The organism is Niallia sp. (assembly GCF_031978665.1).
Lineage (GTDB): Bacteria > Bacillota > Bacilli > Bacillales > Cytobacillaceae > Niallia.
On record NZ_DALZDK010000016.1, the window covers coordinates 80,371 to 105,671 of the forward strand.

Consider the following 25,301-nt stretch of genomic DNA (forward strand, 5'->3'; position numbering starts at 1 on the left):
AGTTAAATATGATTAATTAAATTATTAAATTAGTATACTTATAAGTTATTGACAACGGTTTCATTATGTAATATATTTTAGTCGTAAGTTTATCTTTTTAACTATGTAGCTAGCAATTATGAGGGAGTCAAAGGAGAAGGAGGAAAAGATACATAGAATAAGCCTAATGATTTGTCTACGTTTTTCCCAAAATTGAAAATGGAGGAATCATAACATGCAAGTGAATTTATTATTAGATAAACAAGGACCGACAATTAGTAAATATATTTATGGACAATTTGCTGAACATTTAGGACGTTGTATTTATGAAGGTGTTTGGGTTGGAAAAGATTCCGATATTCCAAATGAAAATGGAATTCGCAAAGATGTAGTGAAAGCTTTAAAAGAAATTCAAGTTCCTGTAGTTCGTTGGCCAGGTGGATGCTTTGCGGATGAATACCATTGGAAAGATGGGATTGGATCATTAGAGAATAGAAGTACAATAGTTAATACACATTGGGGTGGAGTAACAGAAAATAACCACTTCGGAACACATGAGTTTTTTGAATTGATTCAGCAATTAGGCTGTGAAGCTTATGTGAATGGAAATGTTGGAAGCGGGACAGTCCAAGAAATGCAAGAATGGGTTGAGTATATGACCATGAATGGTGAATCCCCAATGGCAAATCTCCGCCGAGAAAATGGACAGCAAGAAGCATGGAAATTAGAGTTTTTTGGTGTAGGTAACGAATCCTGGGGCTGTGGTGGAAATATGCGTCCAGAATATTATGCAGACTTATACCGTAGATATCAGACTTATGTTCGAAAATATGGAGAGCATAATATTTATAAAATTGCCTGTGGTGCCAATGTAGATGACTACAATTGGACAGAAGTATTGATGAAAAATGCGGCAAGATTTATGGATGGAATTAGCCTTCATCATTATTCGATTCCAACAAGAGTATGGCAGGATAAAGGAAATGCTTTAAACTTCCCAGAAGAGCAGTGGTATTCTGTATTAGAACATGCTCAGTACATGGACGAATTGATAACAAAACACAGTACAATAATGGATAAATACGATCCGGAAAAGCGTGTTGGCTTAATCGTAGACGAGTGGGGTTCTTGGTATAACGTAGAACCAGGAACAAACCCAGGCTTCTTATATCAACAAAATACGATTCGTGATGCGATGTTAGCTGCTATTACGTTAAATATTTTCCATAAGCATGCAGACCGTGTTCATATGGCTAATATTGCCCAAATGGTGAATGTACTACAGGCAATGTTATTAACAGAAGGGGAAAAAATGATCAAAACCCCTACGTATCATGTTTTCGATTTGTATAAACATCATCAGAATGCAGAGTTAGTTGAATCTTATGGAGATGAGAGCAATCATGTCACATACACGGCTTCCAAAAAGGATGGGAAAGTAACTGTTTCCCTGTGCAACTATGATATAACAGAAACGAGAGAAATTACGCTTTCCAGAAAAGATGGAGAATTCGTTGTCCTGGAAGCAGAATATATTACAGCTGACGTGATGGATGCCCATAACACATTTGAAGAACCTGATGTTGTAGCAAAAAAAGAGTTTACTAGTTATATAGCAGATAAAGAAACTTTAAAAGTTACATTACCACCAATGAGTGTGGCAAGTATCATTACAAAGGAAAACTAAAATGGGCTGTATCGGCTGTGAGTTAAAGGAAGCAATTAGCCGAATGGATGTGGATTCGCTTGTACAAGAACAACTTTCTTTCGAAACAGACTTAGCCGGGGAAGAATTAAGAGATCAGCGGTTGGAAATATGTTTTCAATGTGAGCATCTGAGTCAGCATACATGTGGAAAATGCGGCTGTTTTATTCGATTTCGAGCTAGCTTAATGCAGAAGAGCTGTCCAGATAGAAAGTGGTAGGATAGAAAAAATATATTTTAGGAATAAGAGAATAATAGATACTTAGAGGGTTAGCAAATTGCTGCCTTCTTTTTTTGCATAAAAAGATTTGGAGCTAAAGGTAGCTTTTTTTACTACATGAATATAAATTTCATAATCCGAAATTTTTTTGTAAATTATAGTGAATATTTTCATTATTTGTAATACAATAACTCTTTGTGGGGAGGAGAAAGAATGAACTTATTAAGAACTACTTTACAGCATTTTAAACCATATTGGCGTAAGTTATTGGTTGCCTTATTTTTCTCATTAGTTGGAGGTGCGTTTACGATTTTGCCTCCAATTCTTGTAGGGAAATTGGTGGACGAAGTAATCGGAGACAAGGTTGTAGCATTTATTTTATGGATTGTTTTCGGAATATTAGCAGCATTTTTAGGAAAGGCGCTATTTGAATCTTTACAAGAGTTTGTACAGGTGAAAATTGGTTTTGATGTGATAACAGATATGCAAATTCGTGCGTTTAAAAGGCTTCACCGAACACCGATGTCCTTTTTCTCGACGACACCTCGCGGGGATATGCTATATCGACTAACCCATGATGTAGAATCAATACAGAATTTGAATAATACTGTTGTACCACGAATTCTCCAACAAGTAATTAGTGCAGTAGCGGCTTTTATTACAGTGTTTGCAATATACTGGCCAGCAGCGATTGTCATGTTTATTGTATTTGCGATTTATATTTTCCCATCCTTTAAGTTAGGGAAGACGATGCGGAAAATGAGTGCTGTACAAAGAGATATGAGTGCTGATATGTATCAGCATTTACAGGAAAGCATTGAGAGTGTTCGTTTAGTAAGAACATATCAAACACAAAAAGACGAGATTGCTACACAAGAAAAGAAACTGACGAATTGGAAAAACTATTCTATTCGAGCGGCCTTAATCGGAAAAGTCAATTGGCGTCTGGGAAATTTATTTAATATTGCTACACCTGGTGTTGTGATGCTGATTGGTGGATTGGCAATTTGGCAAGGGAATATCACTGTTGGAACACTAGTATCGTGTTTAAACTTTATTCCTATCATGTTTCAGCCTGTGCGATCATTAGCGGAAAATGCCTTAACCATTCAACAGGCAATCCCAGCATTACAAAGGATATACGAATACTTCGATCTGCCGGAAGAGCATGAACAAAATCTTCCGAATTTTGGTGCAGTTCAAGGGAAAATAGATTTAGATAATATTTGGTTTTCCTATCCAGGCAGTGACAAGCGAGTATTAAAGGGTGTATCGGTTTCCGTGGAATCCGGCAAGCATATTGGAATCGTCGGGACTAGTGGCGGAGGAAAAAGTACGCTTATTCAAATCTTACTAGGATTATATGAACCAGAGAAGGGCTCAGTAACCATTGATGGAAAAGATTTATTTGCTTATGACCGTAATAGTTTTCGAAGGCAGGTGGGAGTTGTTTCCCAGGAAACTTTTCTTTTAAATAGTACGCTTCGAACGAATCTTCTTTATGGAAAGCCTGATGCAACGATGGAAGAATTGGAGCAGGCTGTTGATGCAGCAGGATTAAAGGAATTAATTGATTCCTTGGAGGATAAGTATGAAACGATTGTTGGGGAACGTGGCTTGAAGCTTTCTGGTGGGCAAAGACAAAGAGTTGCACTTGCGAGGGCAATCCTTCGCCAGCCACCAGTATTAATTTTTGACGAAGCTACGTCTTCCTTAGATGGTGAAACAGAAGAAAAGGTTCAAGAATCACTGGAGCAATTAATTCCAGGGAGAACGACGATTACGATTGCCCATCGATTGATTACAGTCAGAAAGGCTGATACAATCCTGCTGCTTGATCAAGGGATGGTTGCTGAACAAGGTACACATGAGGAACTGCTTGCCTTAAGAGGGCAGTATTATCAACTATATCGAGCACAATATAGCGAGCTAGAAAAGGAGATGATTGGATGAGTAAGCAGGATATCTCCAAACAAAAGAAAATTGGCGATGGCAAACGTGTTATTCAATTTTTAATGCCCTATAAAAAATGGGTAATTGGCGATTCGCTCGTTATTGCGATTAGCCAGGTCTTTTCTGCGTTAATACCAACTTTAGCCCTGAGTTGGCTGATAGATACCATTCTTCCAAGTGAGAATAATACATGGTTATGGGGCTTAATGTGGCTATTGGTATTATCTGCTGTATTGGATTTAGGCATGATGATCATTGATGAATATTTTTGCCATATTACATCGAAGTCTGTGACGAATAGACAAAAGCTACGATTATTTGGGCACTTGCAAGTGTTGCCTTTTTCTTTTTATCAAAATAATTCATCAGGGGAATTATTAGCACGAGCTTCTGATGATCCAGATACCCTTCATAATTTTTTGGCATGGGAAGGGTCAACCTTTATGGCAAGTGCACAAGGGGTAGTGATTTATAGCATTGTTCTACTTTTCATTCACCCTTATTTGATGATTACGAGTGTTGTTCTAGGAATTCTTTTTTACTGGGCATCGAACTATCTTGGGGCAAGAACAAGAGCAGCATCAGCCGACGCTAGGGCAGAAGCCTCTAGATATTTAGAGAGATTAAGAGAATCTGTGACAGGAATTCATCTTTCACGAGTAATGGGTGTTTCTGATAGTGAAGTAGAAAGTGTTGTTTCCATCAGGGATTCGTTCGTAAAACATTCATTAAGAGAATTAAAAGCAAGAATGCAGTCGGTAGTTGTGATTGCAAGCTATAACGGTTTTGCATTAGGGCTGGTTTATTTTATTAGTACCCTCCTTATTTGGAATGCTGACTTAACAAGTGGTCAAATGTTAACAGCAGGCGGGTTAGTAACGATTGCTGCCAACGAAATGCAACGTCTTCTCCGAAATTGGCTGTCTGTGAGAAGAACAGGTCCTGCTTTAGATCGTTCGGAAATCTTACTTTCTCAGGCAGCATCAGAAGCAGAAACAAAGCAAGGTGTAAGAGGAGAAAGAGCAAGTGGAGATGTGCGTTTGAAGGATGTATCTTTCGTTTATCCTGATAAAGAAGAAAGTGTATTGAAGGGTGTTTCCTTTAGTATTAAGGCAGGAGAGAAAATAGCGTTAGTTGGTCCAAGCGGTTCTGGGAAATCAACGATTATTGATTTGCTGTTTCGATTATATGACACAACAAACGGTTCCATTGAAGTAGATGGCCGAGAGATTAAAGAATGGGATACAGACTGGCTTCGCTCGCAAATGGCAATTGTGACACAGGATGTACAAATGCGAAGTGGTACATTGGCAGATAATTTACGAATTGGGAAATCAGATGCTACAGAGAAAGAATTATTAGAGGTTCTCCGTGCGAGCGGTTTGGGAGAACTACTCGAAACACTTCCTGAAGGACTGAACACAAAGGTTGGGGAAAGAGGAAGTTTACTATCTGGCGGTCAGAAACAGCGTCTTTCTTTAGCACGAGCAATTTTAAAAGATGCGCCAATCCTTGTTTTGGATGAAGCAAGTTCGGCACTAGACCCTATCACAGAAGCAAAGATTAATGAAGCAGTGTTAAAAACAACAAAGAAACAAACGATTTTCATTATTTCCCACCGACTATCAACGGTACTATCTGCAGATCGAATTATCGTATTAGATAAAGGCGTAATAGTTGAAGAAGGCACACATACTGAACTATTAAAAAATAATAATGGTGTTTATACTCGACTATTCAAACGGGAAGCAGATATTGGAGAGGCGACTGTTAATCAGAATGCAACACAGCTTATATAAGTAATGGTAGAGAACAGTATTTCTTTTGGGGATTACTGTTCTTTTCGTATGGTTGATTATTTTAGAGAAAGCAAGTTAGAGATGTTTTAAGAATGAAATAAAGCTAGAAAAGAGAGGTTCTCAGTGCCCGTTTTGTTAAAAGAGAAAGGAGAAAGGGAACAGAGAAGGTCGCTCTGAGCCCGAGTTGGCATCAGAGAATGGGAAAAAGTAACAGACTCTCCTCGTCAGCGCCAGCCTCCTATTTTTCAAGAAAGTAAGGGACTAAGCTAATAAAAAATACCTAGCTGAATTTAAAAAGTGCTATAGTTATCATATCGTCGAAATATTCTGAGTGAGAGTAGGGAGAATACCATGGCAAATACATTAAGAGATTCATATAACAAAACTACCTATAAATTAGGTAATCATGGCAAAAGAAATGTTCAAGTACTAAAAGAAGCAATACAGAAAGTAGACGAAAATACAGAAAGTGATATGTATGGACAAGGACAAATAATAGAAGACTTTCAGCAAAAAATGGCCAATCTTTTAGGAAAAGAAGCAGCAGTCTTTTTTCCGAGCGGAACGATGGCACAGCAAATCGCTCTACGAATATGGTGTGATGAAAAAGATTTAGGGAAAGTGGCCTACCATCCATTAAGCCATTTAGAAATACATGAACAAGATGGATTAAAGAAGCTTCATAAAATTGAAACGGTTTTACTTGCTGATGAAACGAGAGTAATAGAATTAGAAGATATTAAGCAAATGGAGAATGGTGTTGCCTGTGTGCTATTAGAATTGCCTCAGCGTGAAATTGGTGGTCAATTACCAAGCTTTGCGACATTAGAAGAAATTTCTCATTATTGCAAAGAACAAGGAATTAAACTTCATCTTGATGGGGCAAGATTATTGGAAGTGCTACCTTATTATCAAAAAACTGCGGCAGAAGTATGTGCACTTTTTGATAGTGTCTATATGTCTTTTTATAAAGGAATCGGCGGAATTGCCGGAGCGATATTAGCTGGAAGTGAAGAGTTTACGAGTCAATCAAAGGTGTGGAAACGAAGATATGGCGGTGATTTAATCAGTTTGTACCCATATATTCTGTCTGCTGATTATTATTATGAGAAAAGAGCTCATAAAATGGGTGAATACTATGAATCTGCTAAAGAACTTGCAGCATTTTTTAATGCGTGTGAAGGAATTCGAACTCTTCCGATTACACCAGTTTCTAATATGTTCCATGTTCATTTTGAATTGGGAAAAGAAGAGGTAGAGGCTATTTTAACAGATATCCAAGAAATAATGGGAATTGGAATAAGTGGCTATGTAAATGCAATCGATGAAAATACCTGCTCTTTTGAAATTAGCCTTGGTGACGCCTATAAAGAAGTTCCGACTGAAACAGTCCGAAAAATGTTTGATATACTTGCAGAAAAAATCAGCGAGTGAAAGAGGTTGGGGTCTAGGGAATTATCCAGCATGGGGACTCAACGGATAGTGATTATATAATAGGGAGCTGCTACTAGAAAGATGAAAATGTTTGGCTGATTTCCCAATGATTTGGCTAAAAAATGAAAGTTTGGCTGATATCCCCCTGGTTTTGGCTGAAAAAATGTAAATTTGGCTGATATCTCATAAATTTCGCTGATATTAGAGTAATAACCCTTTATTATCCATCTAATAGACCACTTATTGGAAAATAAAGGGTTGATTAGCAATCAATATATCCATATAATTTGAATAGAATGAATTTTTAGAATGATGAAATGAGAAGAAAGGGGAGCTATGAGAAAATTTGCGAAATTAATCATCTATTATTTACTTGGCGCGATTGCGATACTAGCTTTAAGTGTTTTTCCGAAATACTTTCAAATGAGAAATTTTCCAGAGGGAGAGGGGTATTTTTCAACATTAGGATCATTTTTGTGGAAGGAATTTTTTCAGAAGGATGGATGGGTATATTCCTTAAATGGTGTGGATGAAAAACCAATTTTGGATGTGCTATGGCCGGCTTTTGTTTATTCGATGGAAATTCTATTTGGGGCGATTTTGCTAGGAGGCATGGTTGCTTTTATTTTAGCAATCGTCTCTTTTTTTCTACCCAAATTTCTCCTACAACCAATAAAAAGAATCCTAGATCTAATTGAATCAATTCCAGACATTATTATTGCAACACTTCTGCAAGCTTTAGTCATCTTTATTTTTGTACAAACTGGTGTAGAGATATTTGAAGTAGCCAGTTATTCAGAAAAGGCATATTTAGGACCTATTATAACGCTTGCTGTTCTTCCTGCCGTTTCTTTATTTAAAATTCTAATTCTGATGATGGAAGAAGAATTTTTGAAGATGTATGTAACTTTTGCAAGAAGTAAAGGGATTCATAACTTTCCGATTTTGTGGAAGCATATACTCCGAAATATTATCCCAGTGTCCTTTCACCATATGAAAATTATTATATGGGGATTGTTGTCTAGCCAATTTATTATTGAACGACTGTTTAATGTACATGGTTTTACTCATTTTCTCGTAGAAAGCTTTACTCCAATGACAATTGCCGTTTCCTTACTGCTTATATTTACGCCATTTTTTATTATTTTTCAACTAGTCGATCTCGCAATGAAGGAAGAACAAGAGCATACACATGAGTTGAAAAAGGAATCGTGGCAGCAGCGGATATCCATTCCGCATCTCACCACCTCCTTAAAAGTATTTCTTATCAATCTAAAGGATGGATTCCAACGGTTTAGCTGGAGAAGCCTTTCCTTTGCTCGTCCAGTAAAGTGGGGAGGAAAGATGTTAGGCGTACATCTGAAGAATTGGAAATTTGCTTTGGGAAGCTTGTTTTTTATCGTGGTAATTGGGTATAGCATTATTTACTCAGTCACAACTAATAATCATGTTGATCAAATGCGTTTATTATACGCAGAAGATGGAGCGACGTTACTTGCTGCTTCGCCGTTTGCACCAACTGAACCTTTTTTCTTTGGTTCTGATAAACTCGGCTATAGTATTTTTGACCAAATAGTGATTGGCGCGAAATACACACTATTTTTTGCGCTCCTTATTGCGTTTTTACGTGTAATTGGCGGATTGCTGCTTGCTGTTGTTTATTCCTTTTATGCGAAACCGCAAGCACAGCAATGGCTTGCAAAGATGGTAGATTCTATTCACTTTATGCCATTAAGCTTGATTGCATATATTTTGCTAAGACCAATTCTTTTGCCAGGCTTTGATGGATTCAGTTATTCCTTTTGGGAAAGAGTCTTTTTAGAAACAATGATTTTGACTATACTCGTTGTCCCTTTAACGACGGTATTAATAGGAAAAGAAATTAATCGAGTGCTTGATTATGAATTTATTGCAAGTGCTAAGGTAATGGGAGGTGGGAAATTTCAAATCTTTACACGCCATATTCTCCCCCATTTAGGACCACGGCTTTCAATTTTATTTGGACAGCAATTTATCCAGGTATTGTTAATATTCATGCATTTAGGGATTTTTGATTATTTCTTTGGGGGAACAAAATTATCTATGGATCCTATGTTTGCAGATCCTCCTCAATCTTCTACCTATGAATGGTCTGGGTTAATAGGGCAGGTTGGGAGAGCGGCACTAGCTTCTGGACGATACTGGTATTTATTTATACTCGTTCCATTTATTCTGGCAATTTTTGCGATGCAGCTGATTGTACAAGGGGTAAAAGAGGTTCAACAAGTAAAAGTTGGAGTGATCTTTAAGCATCCGAGCATTCAGAAGAAAAAACAAACACCAGAAAAAGTAACCGTAGCTCCATCGATTACGAAGGCGAGTTTTACACAGATAGGGAGTGATTCAAATGGAAATCAGGCAATTACACCGCCATGATGCAGAGGCTTATTTTGCATTAAGATTAGAAGCATTGAAAACAAATCCAGAGGCATTTGGGTCTAGCTATGAGGAAGAAAAAAACTATCCGATCAGTAGGACACAGAACCGGTTAGAAGATTTATCTGCTTATGTATTTGGAGCATTTGCTGAAAATAATCTCATCGGTGTCTTGACCTTAATGAGTGATACAAAACAAAAAATGAGCCACCGTTCCCATTTATATGCTGCCTATGTTACACCTTTGTACCGTGGAAAAGGTATTGGGAAACAATTAGTACAAACAGCAATTGAAAAAGCACGTGATCTACAAGAAATAGAGCAGCTATACTTAGAGGTTGTCACTGATAATATATCTGCCAAAAAGCTATATCAATCGTTTGGATTTGAAACCTATGGCATCGATCGAAAAGCATTAAAAATAACTGGGAAATATTATGATGAAGAATTAATGGTTCTTTATTTATAAGATTAGTTTTTTACTGTGATCAAACTTTTAATAAAAGAGTTTTGATCACAGTTTTATTTTTAAAATAAGGTGCATCCTATGAATACATGTAGTTGCACTGGGTGGAGAAATCCTGCAGTCAGTCTGTTAGTTAGTGAAATAATTATTAAAGTTCTAATATAAGAAAAAATTATAATGAAAAATTATTTAAATATAAACAATTGAGCAAAAAGTCCGATATATAATTTGTAAATAAAATTGAATTATTCTGTAAATTACTTTAGAATTGTACATACCAAGTGAAAAAGTACCTTGTTTTTAACGAATCTAATTCTATTTTACTAGTTGACAGAAGAGGCAGATTAAAGAAATAGATGCAGACAAATAAAGAGTGCTAGCTGAATAAGAAAGGAGGACAAAAATAAATAAACCAAAAATTGCTATTTCGGAATATTCTATTATCGATGCAGAGATGAATTAGAGAAAGAAATATTCTTAGTAGTGGGGGTCTTAAATCATCAAGGGGGAGAACTTGTGATGGCGAAAATGAAGTTTAAAAAACCAAAAATCACTAGCCAAAAGAAAAAAACAAAGAAAAAATTTTTTAGCAAACTAAGTAATTGGAACTTTAAGAGTTTAGGTAATTTTCAATTAAATAATGTATCAATTGGTTGGAAATATGGAATTACCTTGTTGCTGGTTTTTGCACTTTTAACCATTACTACTATTCTAGTAACTACGCGTTTAATCCATATTAATGACAGTATTGAGCAATTAAATAACACCGATGAAAGAGCTCTGATTATAACAGAGATGGGTTCTATTACTCGTGAAAAGAGTATAAGTATCTTAAATTATCTCGACTATCAAAATCCTACATATGTGGACGAGTATCAAGTGAGTATTACTAAATTTAATGAATATGAAGAAGCGATTAAAAAAGATATTCGAAATGCTGAAGAGCAAGCATTATTTGATGAAATCGTTGAGCGCGATAAGAGTATGAATGAACTGTTTGTAGATCAAATTATACCTGCGATGCAAGCGAATGATCGATCGGCGATTAATTCCTTAAGCTTAACAAATACAACCCTTCGTAATAGAACGATTACTGCTTTAAATAAACTGCAAGAATTGGTACAAGTTAGTCGTACGAAGGCAGCAGGCGATGCGGTAGATAGTGCAGATATTGCGACAAGAACCTTAGTTATAGCAATGGTTACTGCTCTGATTATTGGTACAGTATTAATCATGATTATTAGTCGGATTATCACGCGTAATTTAAAGAAAGTAGTACAGGTTAGTGATACGATTGCGAATGGTGATCTAACCGCTAAAAGCATTAATTATGAAGGTAGGGATGAGATTGGAAAACTAGCTCAGTCAATGAATAAAATGAGCAGCAATCTCCGTATGGTCATTCAAAAGATATCAGAAGTATCGATTACTGTTAATAAGCAGAGTGAAAACTTATCCCAATCGACAAATGAAGTGACTGCTGGAAGTCAGCAAGTAGCGACAACCATGCAGGAATTATCTTCTGGAGCAGAAAGCCAAGCAAACACAGCGAGTGATTTAGCAGCATCGATGGAGTCCTTTTCTGGAACAATTGGTGACGCATATACGCAAGGGGAGTTAATTTACCAATCTTCTAATAAAGTATTAGGAATGACTAATGATGGTAGCCAATTAATGGAATCTTCTATTGAACAAATGAATGTTATTAATCAAATCATGAAAGAAGCTGTGGAAAAAGTACGTGGCTTGGATACACAGTCACAGGAAATATCGAAGTTAGTTTCCGTTATTAAAGGAATTGCCGATCAAACAAATTTACTTGCTTTAAACGCGGCTATTGAAGCAGCACGAGCTGGAGAACATGGGCGAGGCTTTGCGGTAGTAGCGGATGAAGTAAGAAAGCTTGCAGAACAAGTTGCTTTCTCCGTCACCGATATTACTAATATCGTAGGCAGTATTCAAAAAGAATCGAGTATTGTGACGGAGTCTCTCCAAGGTGGTTATGAAGAAGTAATGAGAGGTGCAGAACAGATCAAAACTACAGGTGCAACATTTAATGGTATTAAAACCGCTGTAAATGACATGGCGAATAGCATTGAAGTTGTTTCAGAAAATCTGGCCTCTATTTTAGAAACAAGTAAAGAAATGAATCGATCCATTGAAGATATCGCGTCGATTTCCGAAGAAGCAGCTGCTGGCATTGAACAAACATCTGCTTCTGTTCAACAAACAAGTAGTTCCATGCAAGAGCTGTCAGACAGTTCACATGAATTATCTAATTTAGCGGTAGAGTTAAACGGATTAGTAAAGGAATTTAAAATTAATTAACCATGGAAAGTTGAGAAATGAATAAAAGTTTCTCAACTTTTTTCAATAGCTAAGAAGTAAATTTTTTTGAAGTTAATTTGGTGTCCTGCACTTTTCTTATTCCACCTAATTATTCGAAAAATGAAAATTTCGGGTATAAAAATAAATGGTAGTATGCTATGATGGAGGAAATAAATCTCATTGGCTTAGTAGTTGATTGCTGATGTCTTAGGAGAGCGATACTAAATGGAAATTTGGAAGCGGAATTTACTTGTTTTGTGGATAGGGGTTTTCTTTACCTCAGCATCATTTAACATGGTAATTCCCTTTTTGCCAATTTTTCTTCTAGAATTAGATGTTCACGAAAACACAGAGATTTGGTCTGGGGTATTGTTTAGTGCAGCGTTTTTTGCAGGCGCGTTTGCTTCACCGTTTTGGGGAAGGCTAGCAGATAAATATGGAAGAAAACCCATGATCATTCGAGCTGGATTTGTCCTTTTCGTGGTATACACTTTAGCAGCCTTTGTTACGAACCCTTATCAATTATTAGTACTTCGAATACTGCAAGGATTGTTATCTGGTTTTATTCCTGGGGCGATTGCCTTAATTGGAACAAATACACCTTCTGATAAAACAGGTTATGCTTTATCAATGATTTCTACAGCTTCTGCATCAGGAGGAATAATGGGGCCATTAATTGGAGGCATAATCTCGCAATTAGTTGGGAACCGACTTTCCTTTGCGAGTGCTGGTTTTCTTGTTTTCATTGCTACCTTTTTAATTATCTTCTGGGTAAAAGAGGATAACTTTTCGCCAAGTAAAGAAAAAGGATCTGTTAGAAATGACTTGCGAATTGCTTTTTCGAATAGACCTCTTATGTTAGTACTCCTTTTAACGGTTGTCACTTCATGCTCTATTATGACAATTGAGCCGATTCTTCCACTTTATATTCTGGAGGTTGGTGGTTCGATGGACAAAGCCTCCCTATTAGCTGGGATTATCTTTTCTCTTCCTGGTATCGCAAGTGTCATCATGGCACCCTATTGGGGGAAGTGGGCAGACAAGGTTGGATTTAACCGTATCTTATTTATTGGTTTATTAGGTGGAGGACTTGGCACCTTTTCCCAAATTATCTTCAGTAATATTTGGGGCTTCTCGATAACTCGATTCATTTTCGGACTCTTCTTCTGTGCTGTTTTTCCAGCCTTAAATGGATTAGTTGTCAAATCAACGGCAGAAGATTTCCGTGGCAGAGCCTTTAGTCTAAACCAAACAGCCAATCAGTTAGGTGGAATGCTTGGTCCGATGATAGGAGGTTTTCTCGGAGGCGTTTTCCCTGCACAGTCTGTTTTTATCGTAACAGGTATGCTGCTTTTAGTAGCAACGGGAATTGCTTATAAAAAAGGAGATGTGCTTAGAACGACGATTAAGCAAAAGGTGAAAATAGTTACCCATGGAAAATAACTGACAAAGCCTTCAAATGCTAGATGGCATTTGAAGGCTTTGTTTTTGTAACAAAAAATTCACTATCCAGCTTACATATTTCTCATGGTGCTAGAAACAATAAAGGTTGGAGGTGATAATCATGGCAAAAAATAAAAATAAAAACGCGAAACAAGCAGTTCAGGATGATACATCCCGTCAATATGATCATGAATTTGCCAATGAGCCATTAACAGCAGCGGAGAAGTTAAATAATAAAAAGACGAAAAAAAGACAATAAATATCCTTCCATACTAGCGGGTTCTCTTGAAGGGGACAAAACAAGTAAATCACACACTTACTCACATTGTTTGAGTAGGTGTTTTTTGTTGATATTAAGCCATTTATAGCATATTCACACCCAATTTAGCATTAAATTAGCCTTGTACAGTAGCTGTTATACAACGCTATTTTTCTGCGATTTTGATTACCAATTATATGTTCATTGTGGATATTAGGATAGGTATGAAAATTCATAGGCGGAGAATTTCCGGCTAATCTATATAAAGGGAGGTTAGGAAGCAGATATAAGAGGAGATATTCCGCTTAACTGCTCAAAATAAGACAAAATCCAAAGATTTGGATACGATAAGCGGAAAAACCTCTCTTATTTTTATAGAAATATGCGTGTTTTTCATAATAAACGGAATTTTTCCATTTGTTTTTTGAGCACACTAAAGTCAGCATAAATAACGTTAAAAACACTGCGATTTTATATAAAACGAATTTTTTCTTTGCTAAGATTTCATTGTCCCACAGAAGAGAACCCGTTCCTTCCATACAGGGATACTTTTTTCTGCTTTAATGAGAGATGAGATTGATTCTTCTTGTAGCAGGAGAATATAAGAAAAAAATAGAAGGTAAGTATCATGAGCGAGTAGGTTGATTTCTTTTTAGAAAGAGTGGGATAGAATGGAATATTTACTAAATAGTGAAGAAATGAAAAGATGCGATGCAACTACCATTCAAAAAATAGGCATGCCATCTATGGTGCTTATGGAACGGGCAGCTCTTTCGGTAGTCGAGGAGCTGGCTTCTTTTGATTTAAAGAGGGTTCTCGTTGTTTGTGGTTCTGGCAATAATGGTGCAGATGGGTATGCAGTGGCAAGGCTTTTGCATTTACAAAATATAAAGGTAGATGTTTTGTTTGTAGGCAATGAACAGAAACGAACATCAGAAAATGAACAGCAAAAGAAAATTGCAGAGTATTATGGAGTGAAGTCAGTAAGCGATATAGGGATTAATCAATATACAACGATTGTAGATGCCTTGTTTGGTATTGGCTTATCACGCCCGATAAGTGGAAAATATTTAGAGGTGATAGAGCAAGTAAATCAAGCTGAGGCGGAAATTCTTTCTGTAGATATTCCTTCAGGTATTTCAGCAGATAATGGAAAAGTGATGGGAAACGCCATAAAAGCGACAAAAACGGTGACATTTGCATTTCAGAAATTAGGGTTAGTGCTTTACCCAGGAGCTGCATATGCGGGGAGTGTAAAGATAAAAGATATTGGAATTACGGAAGTAGGATTTGAAGGAGAAGTGCCAAAAGTATATACCTATACAGACAAGGATTTAAAGAAAATTCCCAAACGTCATTCTTATTCTAATAAAGGTACATATGGAAAAATACTGGTGATTGCTGGTTCCAAAAATATGAGCGGCGCAGCGTATTTTTCCGCAAAAGCAGCTTATCGAATGGGAGCTGGATTGGTAAGAATCGTGACCCCAGAAGAAAATCGGCAAATTCTCCAAACCCTGCTTCCAGAATCTATTGTAACGACTTATCACAGTAGTCAATTAGAAGAAGATTGGTTAATGGATGCTATTAACTGGGCGAGTGCCATTGTAATTGGTCCTGGAATGGGGATAACAGAGGAAGCTCATTATCTGGTAAGCAAGGTACTTTCCATTAGCAAAGTCCCGCTAGTGATAGATGCAGATGCCATTACTATTATAGCTAGGGAACCAGCGCTTTTACAGAATCATAAACAAAATATTATTATGACGCCACATCTAGGAGAGATGGCTCGACTCACCGATAAAGCAATTCCTGAGATTACGGAGGATATTATCGGAGTAGCAGAGAGATTTGCTGAGGAAAAGAAGATAGTATGTGTATTAAAGGATGCCAGAACGATTGTAACGGAAGGTGCTGATAATACATATGTGAATACATCTGGAAATAATGGCATGGCGACTGGTGGTACAGGAGATGTACTTACAGGTGTGATTGTTGGTTTGCTTGCACAAGGGTTAAGTGAAATAGAAGCTGCTCGCTTAGGGGTCTATATTCATGGATTGGCAGGAGATGCTGCAGCATCAAAAAAGGGACCGTATGGAATGTTGGCAGATGATGTATGTGATGCGATTAATGATATAGTGAGATAAAATCATGTTAAAGGGGAAAGAAAAATGGACACGCGGATTAAAGACCTTGTAGACTTTACAAAAGATCAATGGGGACTAACGAAATATTATTTAGGACGGCATCGTTTATTTAGAAGGCTAATGTTGGATGGCGAGACTATGTATCTCTTAAATATGGAATGGTTTCCTAATAAATATGCTGATTGGACAGATGAGGAGGAAAACCCTGCAGGGACAGCTTCCATCGATATAAACATCCATACAAAGGAGTTTGACTCTGCTATTTTTGTACAAGGGCTGACCTATGCGGAAAATGGAGTTGTTTTTCCAAATAAAGAGGTGAATGAGGTTAAGAGCTGGCTCCATGATTTCACCGGATTAAATATAGACAAAGACTATGTTTGCAAGAAAAGAGACGAAAGGGAGTTATATTTTGAAGAACAGTGGAATGGCATTCCTTTCTCTCCATCTAGTTCGATAAACGTAGAGTTTAATGAAAATGGGAAGTTAACTTTTTATTCCAAAAACACAAGTGTGTTAACGAATAAGAAAGATTTAGGAGAAGAATATACTTTATCGCTAGCTGATATAGAGGAGATAGCGAGAGAGCAGGTTGTTGTAGCCAAATTTCCTGAAGAGGATGGTATGATAATCGTATATGGAGTGGAAGAAACATACATAAGAAATAATCGGAAAAGAACCATTCCATTTATGCAGGAGAATGGTGCATTTCGAAAAAACGTAAACAAAATAATCAAATGGGATGAGGGAAGGAAGGATATTTTTGAAAGGGAATATCTACAGTGGGAGAATGAGGTGAGTATCGAGCAAGCCTATTCAATGGAACCCCATCCAGATTCTTTGCCAATAACAGATGTGGAAGAAGAAAGTGCGATACAAACAGTAAAAGAATTCTTGCAAATGAAGTATCCGAATGATTCAGGGAAATGGACACTTACCTATTTATATCGAGAACATACCTATTTACATGCACACCTAGAGCATATTACAGCTCAAGCTCATTTTCCAGAAAAGGTAATTGTATTCCTTAATGCAGAAGGGAAAGTAGTAAACTATATGGACAAAAAGGAATTATGGGATAAAATAATGGACGTAAAAGAAGAGGAACCGATCGAGATACAAGTAACCAAGGAAGAGGCTTTTGATAAGCTAAAGCCTTATTTCACCCTAACTCCCTATTATGTATATGATTCAGAGGATAAAAAGTGGGTACTATCCGGAAAATTAGATTGTGATTACTTTGTAGATGTGAAAAGTGGTGAAATCACCAAGTTAAATGGTTCCTTTTTTATTAATTAATAGGAAATATTATTCATGCGAAGGATTTTGCAAGAACAACACCAAAGATTTTTAAACAGAAGGAGGAAGTAGAATGGACTCTTCCCTAGAATTACAAATGCTCATTCAGTTATTTGAACGAGCTGCACTTTTACTCATTACTTTATTTTTTATGACACGAGTTCCGAAATTTAAAGAAACATTGCAAAAGGAACATCACTCTCCTACTGAACTAACATTAATTACCTTGATATTTTGCGCCTTTGCCTTATTTGGTACCTATTCAGGCATCCAAGTAGAAGGTTCGATTGTGAACATCCGAACAATAGCGATTATGTCAGGTGGTATCCTGTTTGGCCCCTGGGTTGGGATTGTAACAGGAATTGTATCTGGTGTACATCGTTATTTAATCGATATTGGGGGCGTCACTTCTATCCCTTGTTTAATTACAAGTATTTTAGCTGGGGTTGTATCCGGTTATATTCATCTTCGCGTGAAAAAGAATAGTCGCTGGATATATGGAATTATTGCGGGGATGCTATGCGAAATGCTCACGATGATTCTTATTTTGCTAATGGCAGATCCATTTGATTTAGGGTTAGATATTGTATCCATCATTGCCTTACCGATGATTTTAGGACAAGTCAGTATCGGGTTAATTGTATTAATGATTGCTAGTGTAGAAGGGGAAAAAGAAAGAATTGCTGCACAGCAGGCACAGCTAGCCCTTAATATTGCTAATAAAACATTGCCGTATTTCCGTTCCATTAATGGAAATTCCTTACGTACCATTTGTACCATTATTAAAGAGGATATTCAGGCTGATGCCGTGGCAATAACGGACACAAAGGATGTTCTTGCATATGTTGGATTTGGAGAAGAGAAATACAAAATTGGCCAAGAAATTATTAGTGATTTAACAAAAGACACGATTCGAAGTGGGAAAATCACAATCCGAAATAATATCGCTGACCATCACACCCCACAAATTCATTGTTTATTGGTTATTCCATTGGAAGAAAGGGGCGTTGTAACCGGTACCTTGAAAATCTATTATCGAAAGGCCTATACGATTACAAATACGCTCCAAACGATGGCGATTGGCTTAGCACAAATTATCTCTACCCTTATGGAAGTTTCACGAGTAGAACAAATGAAGGAAGAGGCAAATAAAGCGGAACTTAAAGCTTTACAGACAAAAATCAACCCACATTTCTTATTCAATGCTCTAAATGCAATTGCTTCAACGACCCGTCGCAATCCAGAAAAAGCACGAGAATTGATAATTAATTTATCAGGGTATATGCGCTATAACTTAGAGGTAGGAGAAGAGCTTATTGATATACAGCTAGCCCTTCAGCAAGTAAGAGACTATATCCAAATTGAAAAAGCGCGTTTTGGGAATAGGCTACAAGTGAACTATGAAATAGATGATACCCATATTAAGCTTCCAAGTCTGCTTATCCAACCATTAGTGGAAAATGCTGTTGTTCATGGAATTTTAAAGCGGAAGGGACCTGGAGTTATCACAATTGCAGTCAAAGATTTAGGAGAAAAGGTTCGCGTTAGTGTACGAGATACAGGTGAAGGCATTGCTCAGGAAGTAATTGATCGCCTCGCGAAAGAAGAAGTATCATCAAAACAGATCGGTTTAACGAATGTCCATCAACGAGTAAAATTAACCTATGGAACAGGCTTGATCATTCGAAGATTAGAGCCAGGTACGGAAGTTTATTTTGATATAACGAAGGTGATAGCATGAAAGCAATAATTGTAGAGGATGAAATTCCAGCAAAAGACGAATTAGAATATTTAATTAAGACACATAGCAGTATTGAAATTGTTGCCTCATTTGAGGATGGTCTAGATGTGCTTAAATTTTTACAAGAGAATGAAGTCGATGCCATTTTCTTGGATATTAATATTCCGTCTTTAGATGGAATGCTCTTAGCAAGCAATATTAGTAAATTTGCCAAAAAGCCTTATATTATTTTCACGACAGCCTATAAGGAGCATGCAGCACAGGCTTTTGAATTAGAAGCATTTGATTATATTTTAAAGCCCTACGAAGAAAAGCGTATAGCAGCGATGCTTGCAAAATTAGAATCAGCATATCAAAGGGAAAGTAAGGGATCAGAAGAAGTCACAACAGAGGTAAATCGTCGTATCAATCTGCGCAAAAATGAAAATATTATTGTGACAGATGTAAATGATATTTATTTTGCAGAAGCAAGTGAAAAAGTAACAGTAGTTTATACAAAATCAGAAGAATATATGATGCAAATGAGCATTTCTGATTTTCACGATAAATTGCCACAGGATACTTTTTTTCGCTGCCACCGATCCTATACGGTGAACCTTTCGAAAATCCATGAAATTGTGCCATGGTTTAATCATACTTATCTCGTTCGATTAAAGGATATGAAGGCAGAAATACCAGTTAGCAGAAGTAAAGCGAAAGCATTTCGACAACTTATGCATCTGTAATTACCATTCATTCCGAATATAGGGCATTTCATTCTGATACCGGTTTCAAAAAGCTTTCAGGCGGTATAATTTAACTATAAATAGAAAGCATAAACAACCTTTTATAGTAGAAAATACTGTTTATAAACCGAGTAGAAAGAGGAGATCGGAATGAAAGAACGAAATGGAAGTCGCCTTCTTATAGTTATTGGTACAATTATTGTTCAAATGGGATTAGGAACCATTTATACATGGAGCTTATTCAATCAACCGCTCGTTGATAAATTTGGCTGGGATATAAGTGCAACTGCAATTACTTTTTCGATTACAAGTTTTGCACTAGCATTTGCTACTCTTTTTGCAGGCAAGCTACAAGATAAATGGGGATTGCGTCGCTTAATTGCTATCGCTGGAATTTTCCTCGGTGGAGGATTAATGTTAAGCTCTCAAGTATCTTCTTTATGGATGTTATATCTTGTTGCAGGAGTAATCGTTGGTTTTGCCGACGGTACTGCATATATTACTTCCCTATCAAATTTAATTAAATGGTTCCCTGAGAAAAAAGGATTGATATCTGGTATTTCTGTAGGGGCATATGGAACCGGTAGCCTTGTTTTCAAATATTTAAATGCAAGTTTTATTGAATCATTTGGTGTTTCAACAGCCTTTTTAATCTGGGGTATTATCGCATTAGCAATGGTTGTGGGAGGATCATTCCTCTTAAAAGAAGCGCAAGAAGTAGAAACAAAAACAGCGTCAGTAACAGCTCAAAAGAATTACACAGTGAAGGAAATGCTGAAAACGAAACAAGCATACCTACTCTTTGTTATTTTCTTTACAGCATGTATGAGCGGACTGTATTTAATTGGAATTGTCAAAGATATTGGTGTCAGCTTAGCTACTTTAGATGTTGCGACAGCAGCCAACGCTGTTGCGTTAGTAGCAATTTTCAATACAATTGGACGTATTATTCTTGGAGCATTATCTGATAAAGTAGGACGAATTAAAGTAGTATCTGGAACATTAGTAGTAACTGCTATAGCAGTCACTGTTTTAAATGTAGTGCCATTAAATTTCCCACTATTCTTTGCCTGTGTAGCAGCAATTGCATTCTGTTTCGGAGGAGTAATTACCGTCTATCCGGCCATTGTCGCTGATTTCTTTGGTCTGAAAAATCAAAGTAAAAACTATGGAATCATCTATCAAGGTTTTGGATTCGGAGCACTTGCTGGATCTATGATTGCAGCAGTACTAGGAGGATTCCATGCAACCTTTACGGTTATTACAATATTATGTGTGATTTCATTTGTTATTACATTGATTATTCAGCCACCATATACGAAGACAGAACCGAAAGAGAAAAAGGCACGTCGCCCTGAATTGGCAAATCGCCTTGGGTAAAAACTAAAATGCATAAAGAAAAGAAGTCAGTTATGTTAATCGTAACTGACTTCTTTCTATTAACTGCTTACGCAATTGCTGTTTCTTTTTTGTGTTTATTATTTCTTCTATTGTTCCATTGCTTTTTGATATATGGCATTGCATATCGGTCTAGACCAAATTTACCTGCGTTTGCACCTGCTACGATAACGAATATTGCTAATAGAATCATTTGTCCATTTGTGCTTACTGTTCCACTAAATAAGAAGGCAAAGTTCATGACCATTCCCATCAATGTTGCAAAGCTTGTGAATAAACCTAGGATTAGTGCGATCCCTACTAGAACTTCTCCCCATTGAACCATGAAACTGAATAAATCCGCATTTGGGAGTGCTATATGTTCTAGAAATGTTGCCCACCATCCTTGTACTGCTGGGTGATCACCTGTGCTATTTGCAATTGCCCCTTGTAAAAATCCACTTGCGTCAAAGCCACCACTTGTAATTTTTTTATAGCCTGCATGGATAAATTGATAACCAAGATAAATTCTAAATATCGCTAAAATTCCGGCAACCACTTTATTATTTCTTAATAAGTCTAACATTTTACTCCATCTCCTTAAGATTAGTTATCTGATTATATTGTTCACTATTTCACATTTCTTTTTACAAGATCTTGTTTGTTTCTTACTACACTTATATAATATCACCATTTCCAACGTAATAAAGATGTTTGTGATGTAATTCACATTTAGTTCACAAAGTTATGTCTGATTGGTGAACTACCTTAATTAAGTATGGTCGGTATATTCGAATGGGATTAGACCACAGAAAAGCGCCAGTTTTCCAAACCTAGATACTGAATCTGCTTTTCGAGTCAAAGTATCTTTTGCCATCTCCGTAAATGTGAAAATTAATGTCAACATTTCTATTATTACATACCATGCCTAATGGAAATCAACGATATAAGTCTAGATTGATAGAATCAAAAGGATCAAATCATTTTTTTATGCTTTTCCACATAGATATAATGTAAGGGACAGTATAAGAAAATACGTCTTTAGTCGTAGACAATATTCCATTTAAAGTCTATAGCAAAAAATAGCCTGTTTACGTTAAAATAGAATTAAATAAAACGTACATTTTTGAAACAAATGTTGATTAGGAACGTATAAAAATTAAAGGATACAAAGGCAGGAGTCGATTATAGTGAACTCATTTTTAATGTTTTTAGTGCGAACAGGCATCTCTTTTCCTGTAGGTGCTTTAACATGGTTAATTAGTTATGTGGGATTTGATCAATATTTCTTCCTTTCCGTTGCATATGGGATAGCAGCAACCGCTGTTACTTATTTTATCTCTGATGGTGTAATCAAGCATCAGTCAATGGTAAGGCAAGGATTATCAAGAAAGGAATATAAATTTATCCAGACGCAATTAAAGGAAGCGAATGAGAAAATTAGTCGTTTAAATCGACACGTATTTGCCATTCGTCACTTTCCTTCCTTTAAACAAAGAATTGATTTAATGCGCGTCACAAAGAAAATCTATCGATTAACGAAGGAAGAGCCACGCCGTTTTTATAAAGCGGACAAATTTTATTATTCTCACTTGGATTCTTTAGTGGAGATTGCTGAAAAATATGCACTGTTATCAGCTCAACCCAAAAAGAACAGGGCATTACAGGCAACTTTAAATGATACAAGAAGAACATTAGAGCAGCTTTCCAGAACGCTAGAAGACGATCTTCATGAAATACTGTCAGATGATATCGATGATTTGCATTTTGAATTAGATGTAGTAAAGCATACTTCTTATAAGGAGAAAGACAAGGATTTGATAGATGAAAGCAGGCGGCCTAAATGACAGATGAACGAGAAATGAAAACTATTTCAAATGATTATTTCTCTGACCCTTTAGGAGAAAGCAATAATTTGTTGATGAAAAAAGGCGAAACAGCTGAAACTGTTCGCCTTATTGATGTTTTGCCACCAGAAAATCAGAAACGGGCATATGAACTGGCGGCTAAGCTTGATCCAACTAATCACCGAATTATGATTTCTTATGGAGCAGAAGCTCAGAAGAAATTGCTGTCTTTTTCTCACATGATGATTGAACACGTTCAGCGAAAAGATGTCGGAGAAGTAGGCGATGTTGTTGGCGAATTAATGGAAAGACTAAATGAAATAAATCCAGATGAATTACGGGTAGAGAAGAAAGGATTTTTTCGCAGATTATTTAGCAGGCCATCTAAAAGTGTTCAGGAGGTCCTTTCTAATTATCAGAAAGCGAGTGCGCAAATAGATCGCATGAGTGTCCGTCTTGAGCGCAGCAAAAATGTCCTGACTGCAGACATTCATCTATTAGAGCAATTGTATGAAAACAATAAAACATATTTCCAAGATTTGAATGTCTATATTGCGGCGGCGGAAATGAAGTATGAAGAAATGACAGAAAAGCTTATTCCTGAGAAAAAAAAGTTAGCGGAAGAATCAGGGGATCGGATGAAGTTACAAGAGGTAAATGATTTCATTCACTTTGCTGAATTACTCGAGAAGCGTATTTTCGATTTAAAAGTCAGCAGGGAAATTACCATACAAACAGCTCCACAAATCCGCTTGATTCAACATACGAATCGAACTGTGATTGATAAAATTCAGTCATCAATTATGACTGCGATTCCACTATGGAGAAATCAAGTTTCCATTGCTTTAACGCTTCTAAGACAGCGGTATGCAATGGAAACGCAAACGAGAATAAACACAAATAGGGTAGAATCAAATGTAAGAGAGATGGCAACAATCGCAAATGAAAATCAATCAGCAATGCAGGAAATAGAATCATTAAAAGAAACACAGCATAAATTGATGAATTCACTAGAAGAGACACTGCAAATCCAAGAAGAAGGCAAGCAAAAACGAAATCAAGCAGAGCAAGAGATTGTCCAAAGAGAAGGTAATTTAAAACAGTCATTAGATACGGCTAATAATAGGTATTAAAAAATTTGAATTTCTTCCGTTTCTGTGGAGAGAACATGAAATATAAAACTAGTAAAAAAGAGGCTGGGAAATAAGCATTTCAACCAACAACAAACACGAACTATAATGTAATTAAATTACAAAAAAGTTCGTGTTTGTTTTTTTAGAAAAAGGTTTAAAAACGAAGTGTAATGGAGCGGAAGACGCTCGACTCCTGCGGGAAATAGAGGAAAGGCTGAGACCCCGCAGCGCATGCGAGGAGGCTCAGCTTCCTCCCCGCGGAAAGCGAGCGTCTGTAGCGCAATGGAACGACTTAGTTTTTACACTTAACTATATTAAAAAACATTGATAACCATCATGAGAAAGTAGTTTTATTTAAGAGCTAAATTAAAGATTGTTCGTCTTTAAAGACTAGTTATTTAGTTTTGTCCCAGCCTCTTTTTCTACTATAAGCTTAGTAAACTGACGGGGCAAGTTAATAAAAAGGATATTTACATATTGATAACGAATTGTTGGTGAACAGAGTAAAGACGGAAGGGTGTTAAGGTGATGATAGGAATTAGTATAGCAACGAAGTGGGAATTTGAAGCGACATTGGAATATTTCGACATAAAAGATAATGAACGCTTTAGTTATCCTTATGGGGAGTATTTCATTAGAGCTATTAATGATACCGAACTTATTTTTTATAGTACTGGTGTAAGAAAAGTAAATGGTGTTGGTGCTAATCAGTATATGATTTCTAAATTTAATTTAATGAAAGTAATCGTTGCTGGAACATGTGCAGGAATTGATGATAGGTTCAGTAATTTAGATATTTTTGTACCTGATGCAGCCGTTCAATATGATTGCACAGTAAAAGAAATCGAGCCTTTTATTAAACAATCTTTCATAGTTGATATAGATTTGTCTAAATATGGAAATGGTTTTTATACCGGAACAATTGGCACCGCTGATAAAGCAGTAGTTATGTGGAAGGACTATTTAGAGCTTAAAGAAAACGAAATAACAATAGCTGATACAGAAGCGGGGGCAATTGCTTATATCTG

19 protein-coding genes are annotated in these 25,301 nt (G+C 36.6%); 18 read left to right on the top strand and 1 reads right to left on the bottom strand.

All coding sequences use genetic code 11. The features are described from left to right. Positions 1–214: 214 nt before the first annotated feature. The 15 genes from RTL21_RS10740 to RTL21_RS10810 all read left to right on the top strand — a co-directional run bounded on the left by RTL21_RS10740 (position 215) and on the right by RTL21_RS10810 (position 21,296). Positions 215–1,666, top strand: a complete 1,452-nt coding sequence (locus RTL21_RS10740) for an alpha-N-arabinofuranosidase (protein WP_312095879.1) — start codon at positions 215–217, stop codon at positions 1,664–1,666. Between the two features lies 1 nt (position 1,667). Further along, entirely contained in the window at positions 1,668–1,904 is a 237-nt protein-coding gene (locus RTL21_RS10745; RefSeq protein ID WP_312095880.1) for a DUF6171 family protein, read from the top strand. 213 nt (positions 1,905–2,117) lie between these two features. Further along, entirely contained in the window at positions 2,118–3,857 is a 1,740-nt protein-coding gene (locus RTL21_RS10750; protein ID WP_312095881.1) for an ABC transporter ATP-binding protein, read from the top strand. Then, on the top strand, positions 3,854–5,656 hold the full coding sequence (locus RTL21_RS10755) for an ABC transporter ATP-binding protein (RefSeq protein ID WP_312095882.1): 1,803 nt from the start codon (positions 3,854–3,856) through the stop codon (positions 5,654–5,656). The genes RTL21_RS10750 and RTL21_RS10755 overlap by 4 nt, the downstream gene beginning before the upstream one ends. 351 nt (positions 5,657–6,007) lie before the next feature. After that, a complete protein-coding gene (locus RTL21_RS10760; RefSeq protein ID WP_312095883.1) occupies positions 6,008–7,090 on the top strand; it encodes a threonine aldolase family protein in 1,083 nt (360 codons plus the stop codon). A 336-nt stretch (positions 7,091–7,426) separates the two neighbouring features. Next, positions 7,427–9,505 carry an ABC transporter permease subunit gene (locus tag RTL21_RS10765; RefSeq protein ID WP_312095884.1) on the top strand — a complete coding sequence of 693 codons (2,079 nt, stop codon included), beginning with the start codon at positions 7,427–7,429 and terminating at the stop codon, positions 9,503–9,505. Further along, entirely contained in the window at positions 9,477–9,974 is a 498-nt protein-coding gene (locus RTL21_RS10770; protein WP_312095885.1) for a GNAT family N-acetyltransferase, read from the top strand. The genes RTL21_RS10765 and RTL21_RS10770 overlap by 29 nt, the downstream gene beginning before the upstream one ends. A 516-nt stretch (positions 9,975–10,490) precedes the next feature. Next, positions 10,491–12,299 (top strand): methyl-accepting chemotaxis protein, encoded by a 1,809-nt coding sequence (locus tag RTL21_RS10775; RefSeq protein WP_312095886.1) that lies wholly within the window; start codon positions 10,491–10,493, stop codon positions 12,297–12,299. A 225-nt stretch (positions 12,300–12,524) separates the two neighbouring features. Further along, positions 12,525–13,742, top strand: coding sequence for an MFS transporter (locus RTL21_RS10780; protein WP_312095887.1), 1,218 nt, complete (start codon positions 12,525–12,527; stop codon positions 13,740–13,742). A 121-nt stretch (positions 13,743–13,863) separates the two neighbouring features. Then, positions 13,864–14,001: a small acid-soluble spore protein O gene (gene sspO / locus RTL21_RS10785; protein WP_235250719.1), complete on the top strand. Its 138-nt coding sequence runs from the start codon at positions 13,864–13,866 to the stop codon at positions 13,999–14,001. A gap of 671 nt (positions 14,002–14,672) precedes the next feature. After that, positions 14,673–16,151, top strand: a complete 1,479-nt coding sequence (locus RTL21_RS10790) for an NAD(P)H-hydrate dehydratase (RefSeq protein WP_312095888.1) — start codon at positions 14,673–14,675, stop codon at positions 16,149–16,151. Between the two features lie 24 nt (positions 16,152–16,175). Further along, positions 16,176–17,450: a hypothetical protein gene (locus RTL21_RS10795; RefSeq protein ID WP_312095889.1), complete on the top strand. Its 1,275-nt coding sequence runs from the start codon at positions 16,176–16,178 to the stop codon at positions 17,448–17,450. A 73-nt stretch (positions 17,451–17,523) separates the two neighbouring features. After that, positions 17,524–19,191, top strand: coding sequence for a LytS/YhcK type 5TM receptor domain-containing protein (locus tag RTL21_RS10800; RefSeq protein ID WP_312095890.1), 1,668 nt, complete (start codon positions 17,524–17,526; stop codon positions 19,189–19,191). Further along, a complete protein-coding gene (locus tag RTL21_RS10805; protein ID WP_312095891.1) occupies positions 19,188–19,916 on the top strand; it encodes a LytR/AlgR family response regulator transcription factor in 729 nt (242 codons plus the stop codon). The genes RTL21_RS10800 and RTL21_RS10805 overlap by 4 nt, the downstream gene beginning before the upstream one ends. A gap of 150 nt (positions 19,917–20,066) precedes the next feature. Then, positions 20,067–21,296 carry an L-lactate MFS transporter gene (locus RTL21_RS10810; protein ID WP_312095892.1) on the top strand — a complete coding sequence of 410 codons (1,230 nt, stop codon included), beginning with the start codon at positions 20,067–20,069 and terminating at the stop codon, positions 21,294–21,296. Positions 21,297–21,363: 67 nt separating this feature from the next. Here RTL21_RS10810 and RTL21_RS10815 read toward each other — a convergent pair whose 3' ends face one another. After that, positions 21,364–21,879: a DoxX family protein gene (locus tag RTL21_RS10815; protein ID WP_312095893.1), complete on the bottom strand. Its 516-nt coding sequence runs from the start codon at positions 21,877–21,879 to the stop codon at positions 21,364–21,366. Between the two features lie 619 nt (positions 21,880–22,498). On the opposite strand from RTL21_RS10815, the gene RTL21_RS10820 reads away from it, so the two are divergent. From RTL21_RS10820 to RTL21_RS10830, 3 genes are all read left to right on the top strand, one after another. Continuing rightward, positions 22,499–23,140, top strand: a complete 642-nt coding sequence (locus RTL21_RS10820) for a 5-bromo-4-chloroindolyl phosphate hydrolysis family protein (protein WP_251628373.1) — start codon at positions 22,499–22,501, stop codon at positions 23,138–23,140. Next, positions 23,137–24,273: a toxic anion resistance protein gene (locus tag RTL21_RS10825; protein ID WP_312095894.1), complete on the top strand. Its 1,137-nt coding sequence runs from the start codon at positions 23,137–23,139 to the stop codon at positions 24,271–24,273. The genes RTL21_RS10820 and RTL21_RS10825 overlap by 4 nt, the downstream gene beginning before the upstream one ends. A gap of 528 nt (positions 24,274–24,801) precedes the next feature. Further along, the coding region (locus tag RTL21_RS10830) for a 5'-methylthioadenosine/S-adenosylhomocysteine nucleosidase family protein (RefSeq protein ID WP_312095895.1) at positions 24,802–25,301 on the top strand (500 nt) is incomplete at its 3' end.

Excerpts from the sequence above, each read along its gene's own strand:
- RTL21_RS10740 (WP_312095879.1), top strand. The coding sequence starts at position 215 with ATGCAAGTGAATTTATTATTAGATAAACAAGGACCGACAATTAGTAAA.
- RTL21_RS10745 (WP_312095880.1), top strand. The coding sequence starts at position 1,668 with ATGGGCTGTATCGGCTGTGAGTTAAAGGAAGCAATTAGCCGAATGGAT.
- RTL21_RS10750 (WP_312095881.1), top strand. The coding sequence starts at position 2,118 with ATGAACTTATTAAGAACTACTTTACAGCATTTTAAACCATATTGGCGT.
- RTL21_RS10755 (WP_312095882.1), top strand. The coding sequence starts at position 3,854 with ATGAGTAAGCAGGATATCTCCAAACAAAAGAAAATTGGCGATGGCAAA.
- RTL21_RS10760 (WP_312095883.1), top strand. The coding sequence starts at position 6,008 with ATGGCAAATACATTAAGAGATTCATATAACAAAACTACCTATAAATTA.
- RTL21_RS10765 (WP_312095884.1), top strand. The coding sequence starts at position 7,427 with ATGAGAAAATTTGCGAAATTAATCATCTATTATTTACTTGGCGCGATT.
- RTL21_RS10770 (WP_312095885.1), top strand. The coding sequence starts at position 9,477 with ATGGAAATCAGGCAATTACACCGCCATGATGCAGAGGCTTATTTTGCA.
- RTL21_RS10775 (WP_312095886.1), top strand. The coding sequence starts at position 10,491 with ATGGCGAAAATGAAGTTTAAAAAACCAAAAATCACTAGCCAAAAGAAA.
- RTL21_RS10780 (WP_312095887.1), top strand. The coding sequence starts at position 12,525 with ATGGAAATTTGGAAGCGGAATTTACTTGTTTTGTGGATAGGGGTTTTC.
- sspO (WP_235250719.1), top strand. The coding sequence starts at position 13,864 with ATGGCAAAAAATAAAAATAAAAACGCGAAACAAGCAGTTCAGGATGAT.
- RTL21_RS10790 (WP_312095888.1), top strand. The coding sequence starts at position 14,673 with ATGGAATATTTACTAAATAGTGAAGAAATGAAAAGATGCGATGCAACT.
- RTL21_RS10795 (WP_312095889.1), top strand. The coding sequence starts at position 16,176 with ATGGACACGCGGATTAAAGACCTTGTAGACTTTACAAAAGATCAATGG.
- RTL21_RS10800 (WP_312095890.1), top strand. The coding sequence starts at position 17,524 with ATGGACTCTTCCCTAGAATTACAAATGCTCATTCAGTTATTTGAACGA.
- RTL21_RS10805 (WP_312095891.1), top strand. The coding sequence starts at position 19,188 with ATGAAAGCAATAATTGTAGAGGATGAAATTCCAGCAAAAGACGAATTA.
- RTL21_RS10810 (WP_312095892.1), top strand. The coding sequence starts at position 20,067 with ATGAAAGAACGAAATGGAAGTCGCCTTCTTATAGTTATTGGTACAATT.
- RTL21_RS10815 (WP_312095893.1), bottom strand. The coding sequence starts at position 21,879 with ATGTTAGACTTATTAAGAAATAATAAAGTGGTTGCCGGAATTTTAGCG.
- RTL21_RS10820 (WP_251628373.1), top strand. The coding sequence starts at position 22,499 with ATGTTTTTAGTGCGAACAGGCATCTCTTTTCCTGTAGGTGCTTTAACA.
- RTL21_RS10825 (WP_312095894.1), top strand. The coding sequence starts at position 23,137 with ATGACAGATGAACGAGAAATGAAAACTATTTCAAATGATTATTTCTCT.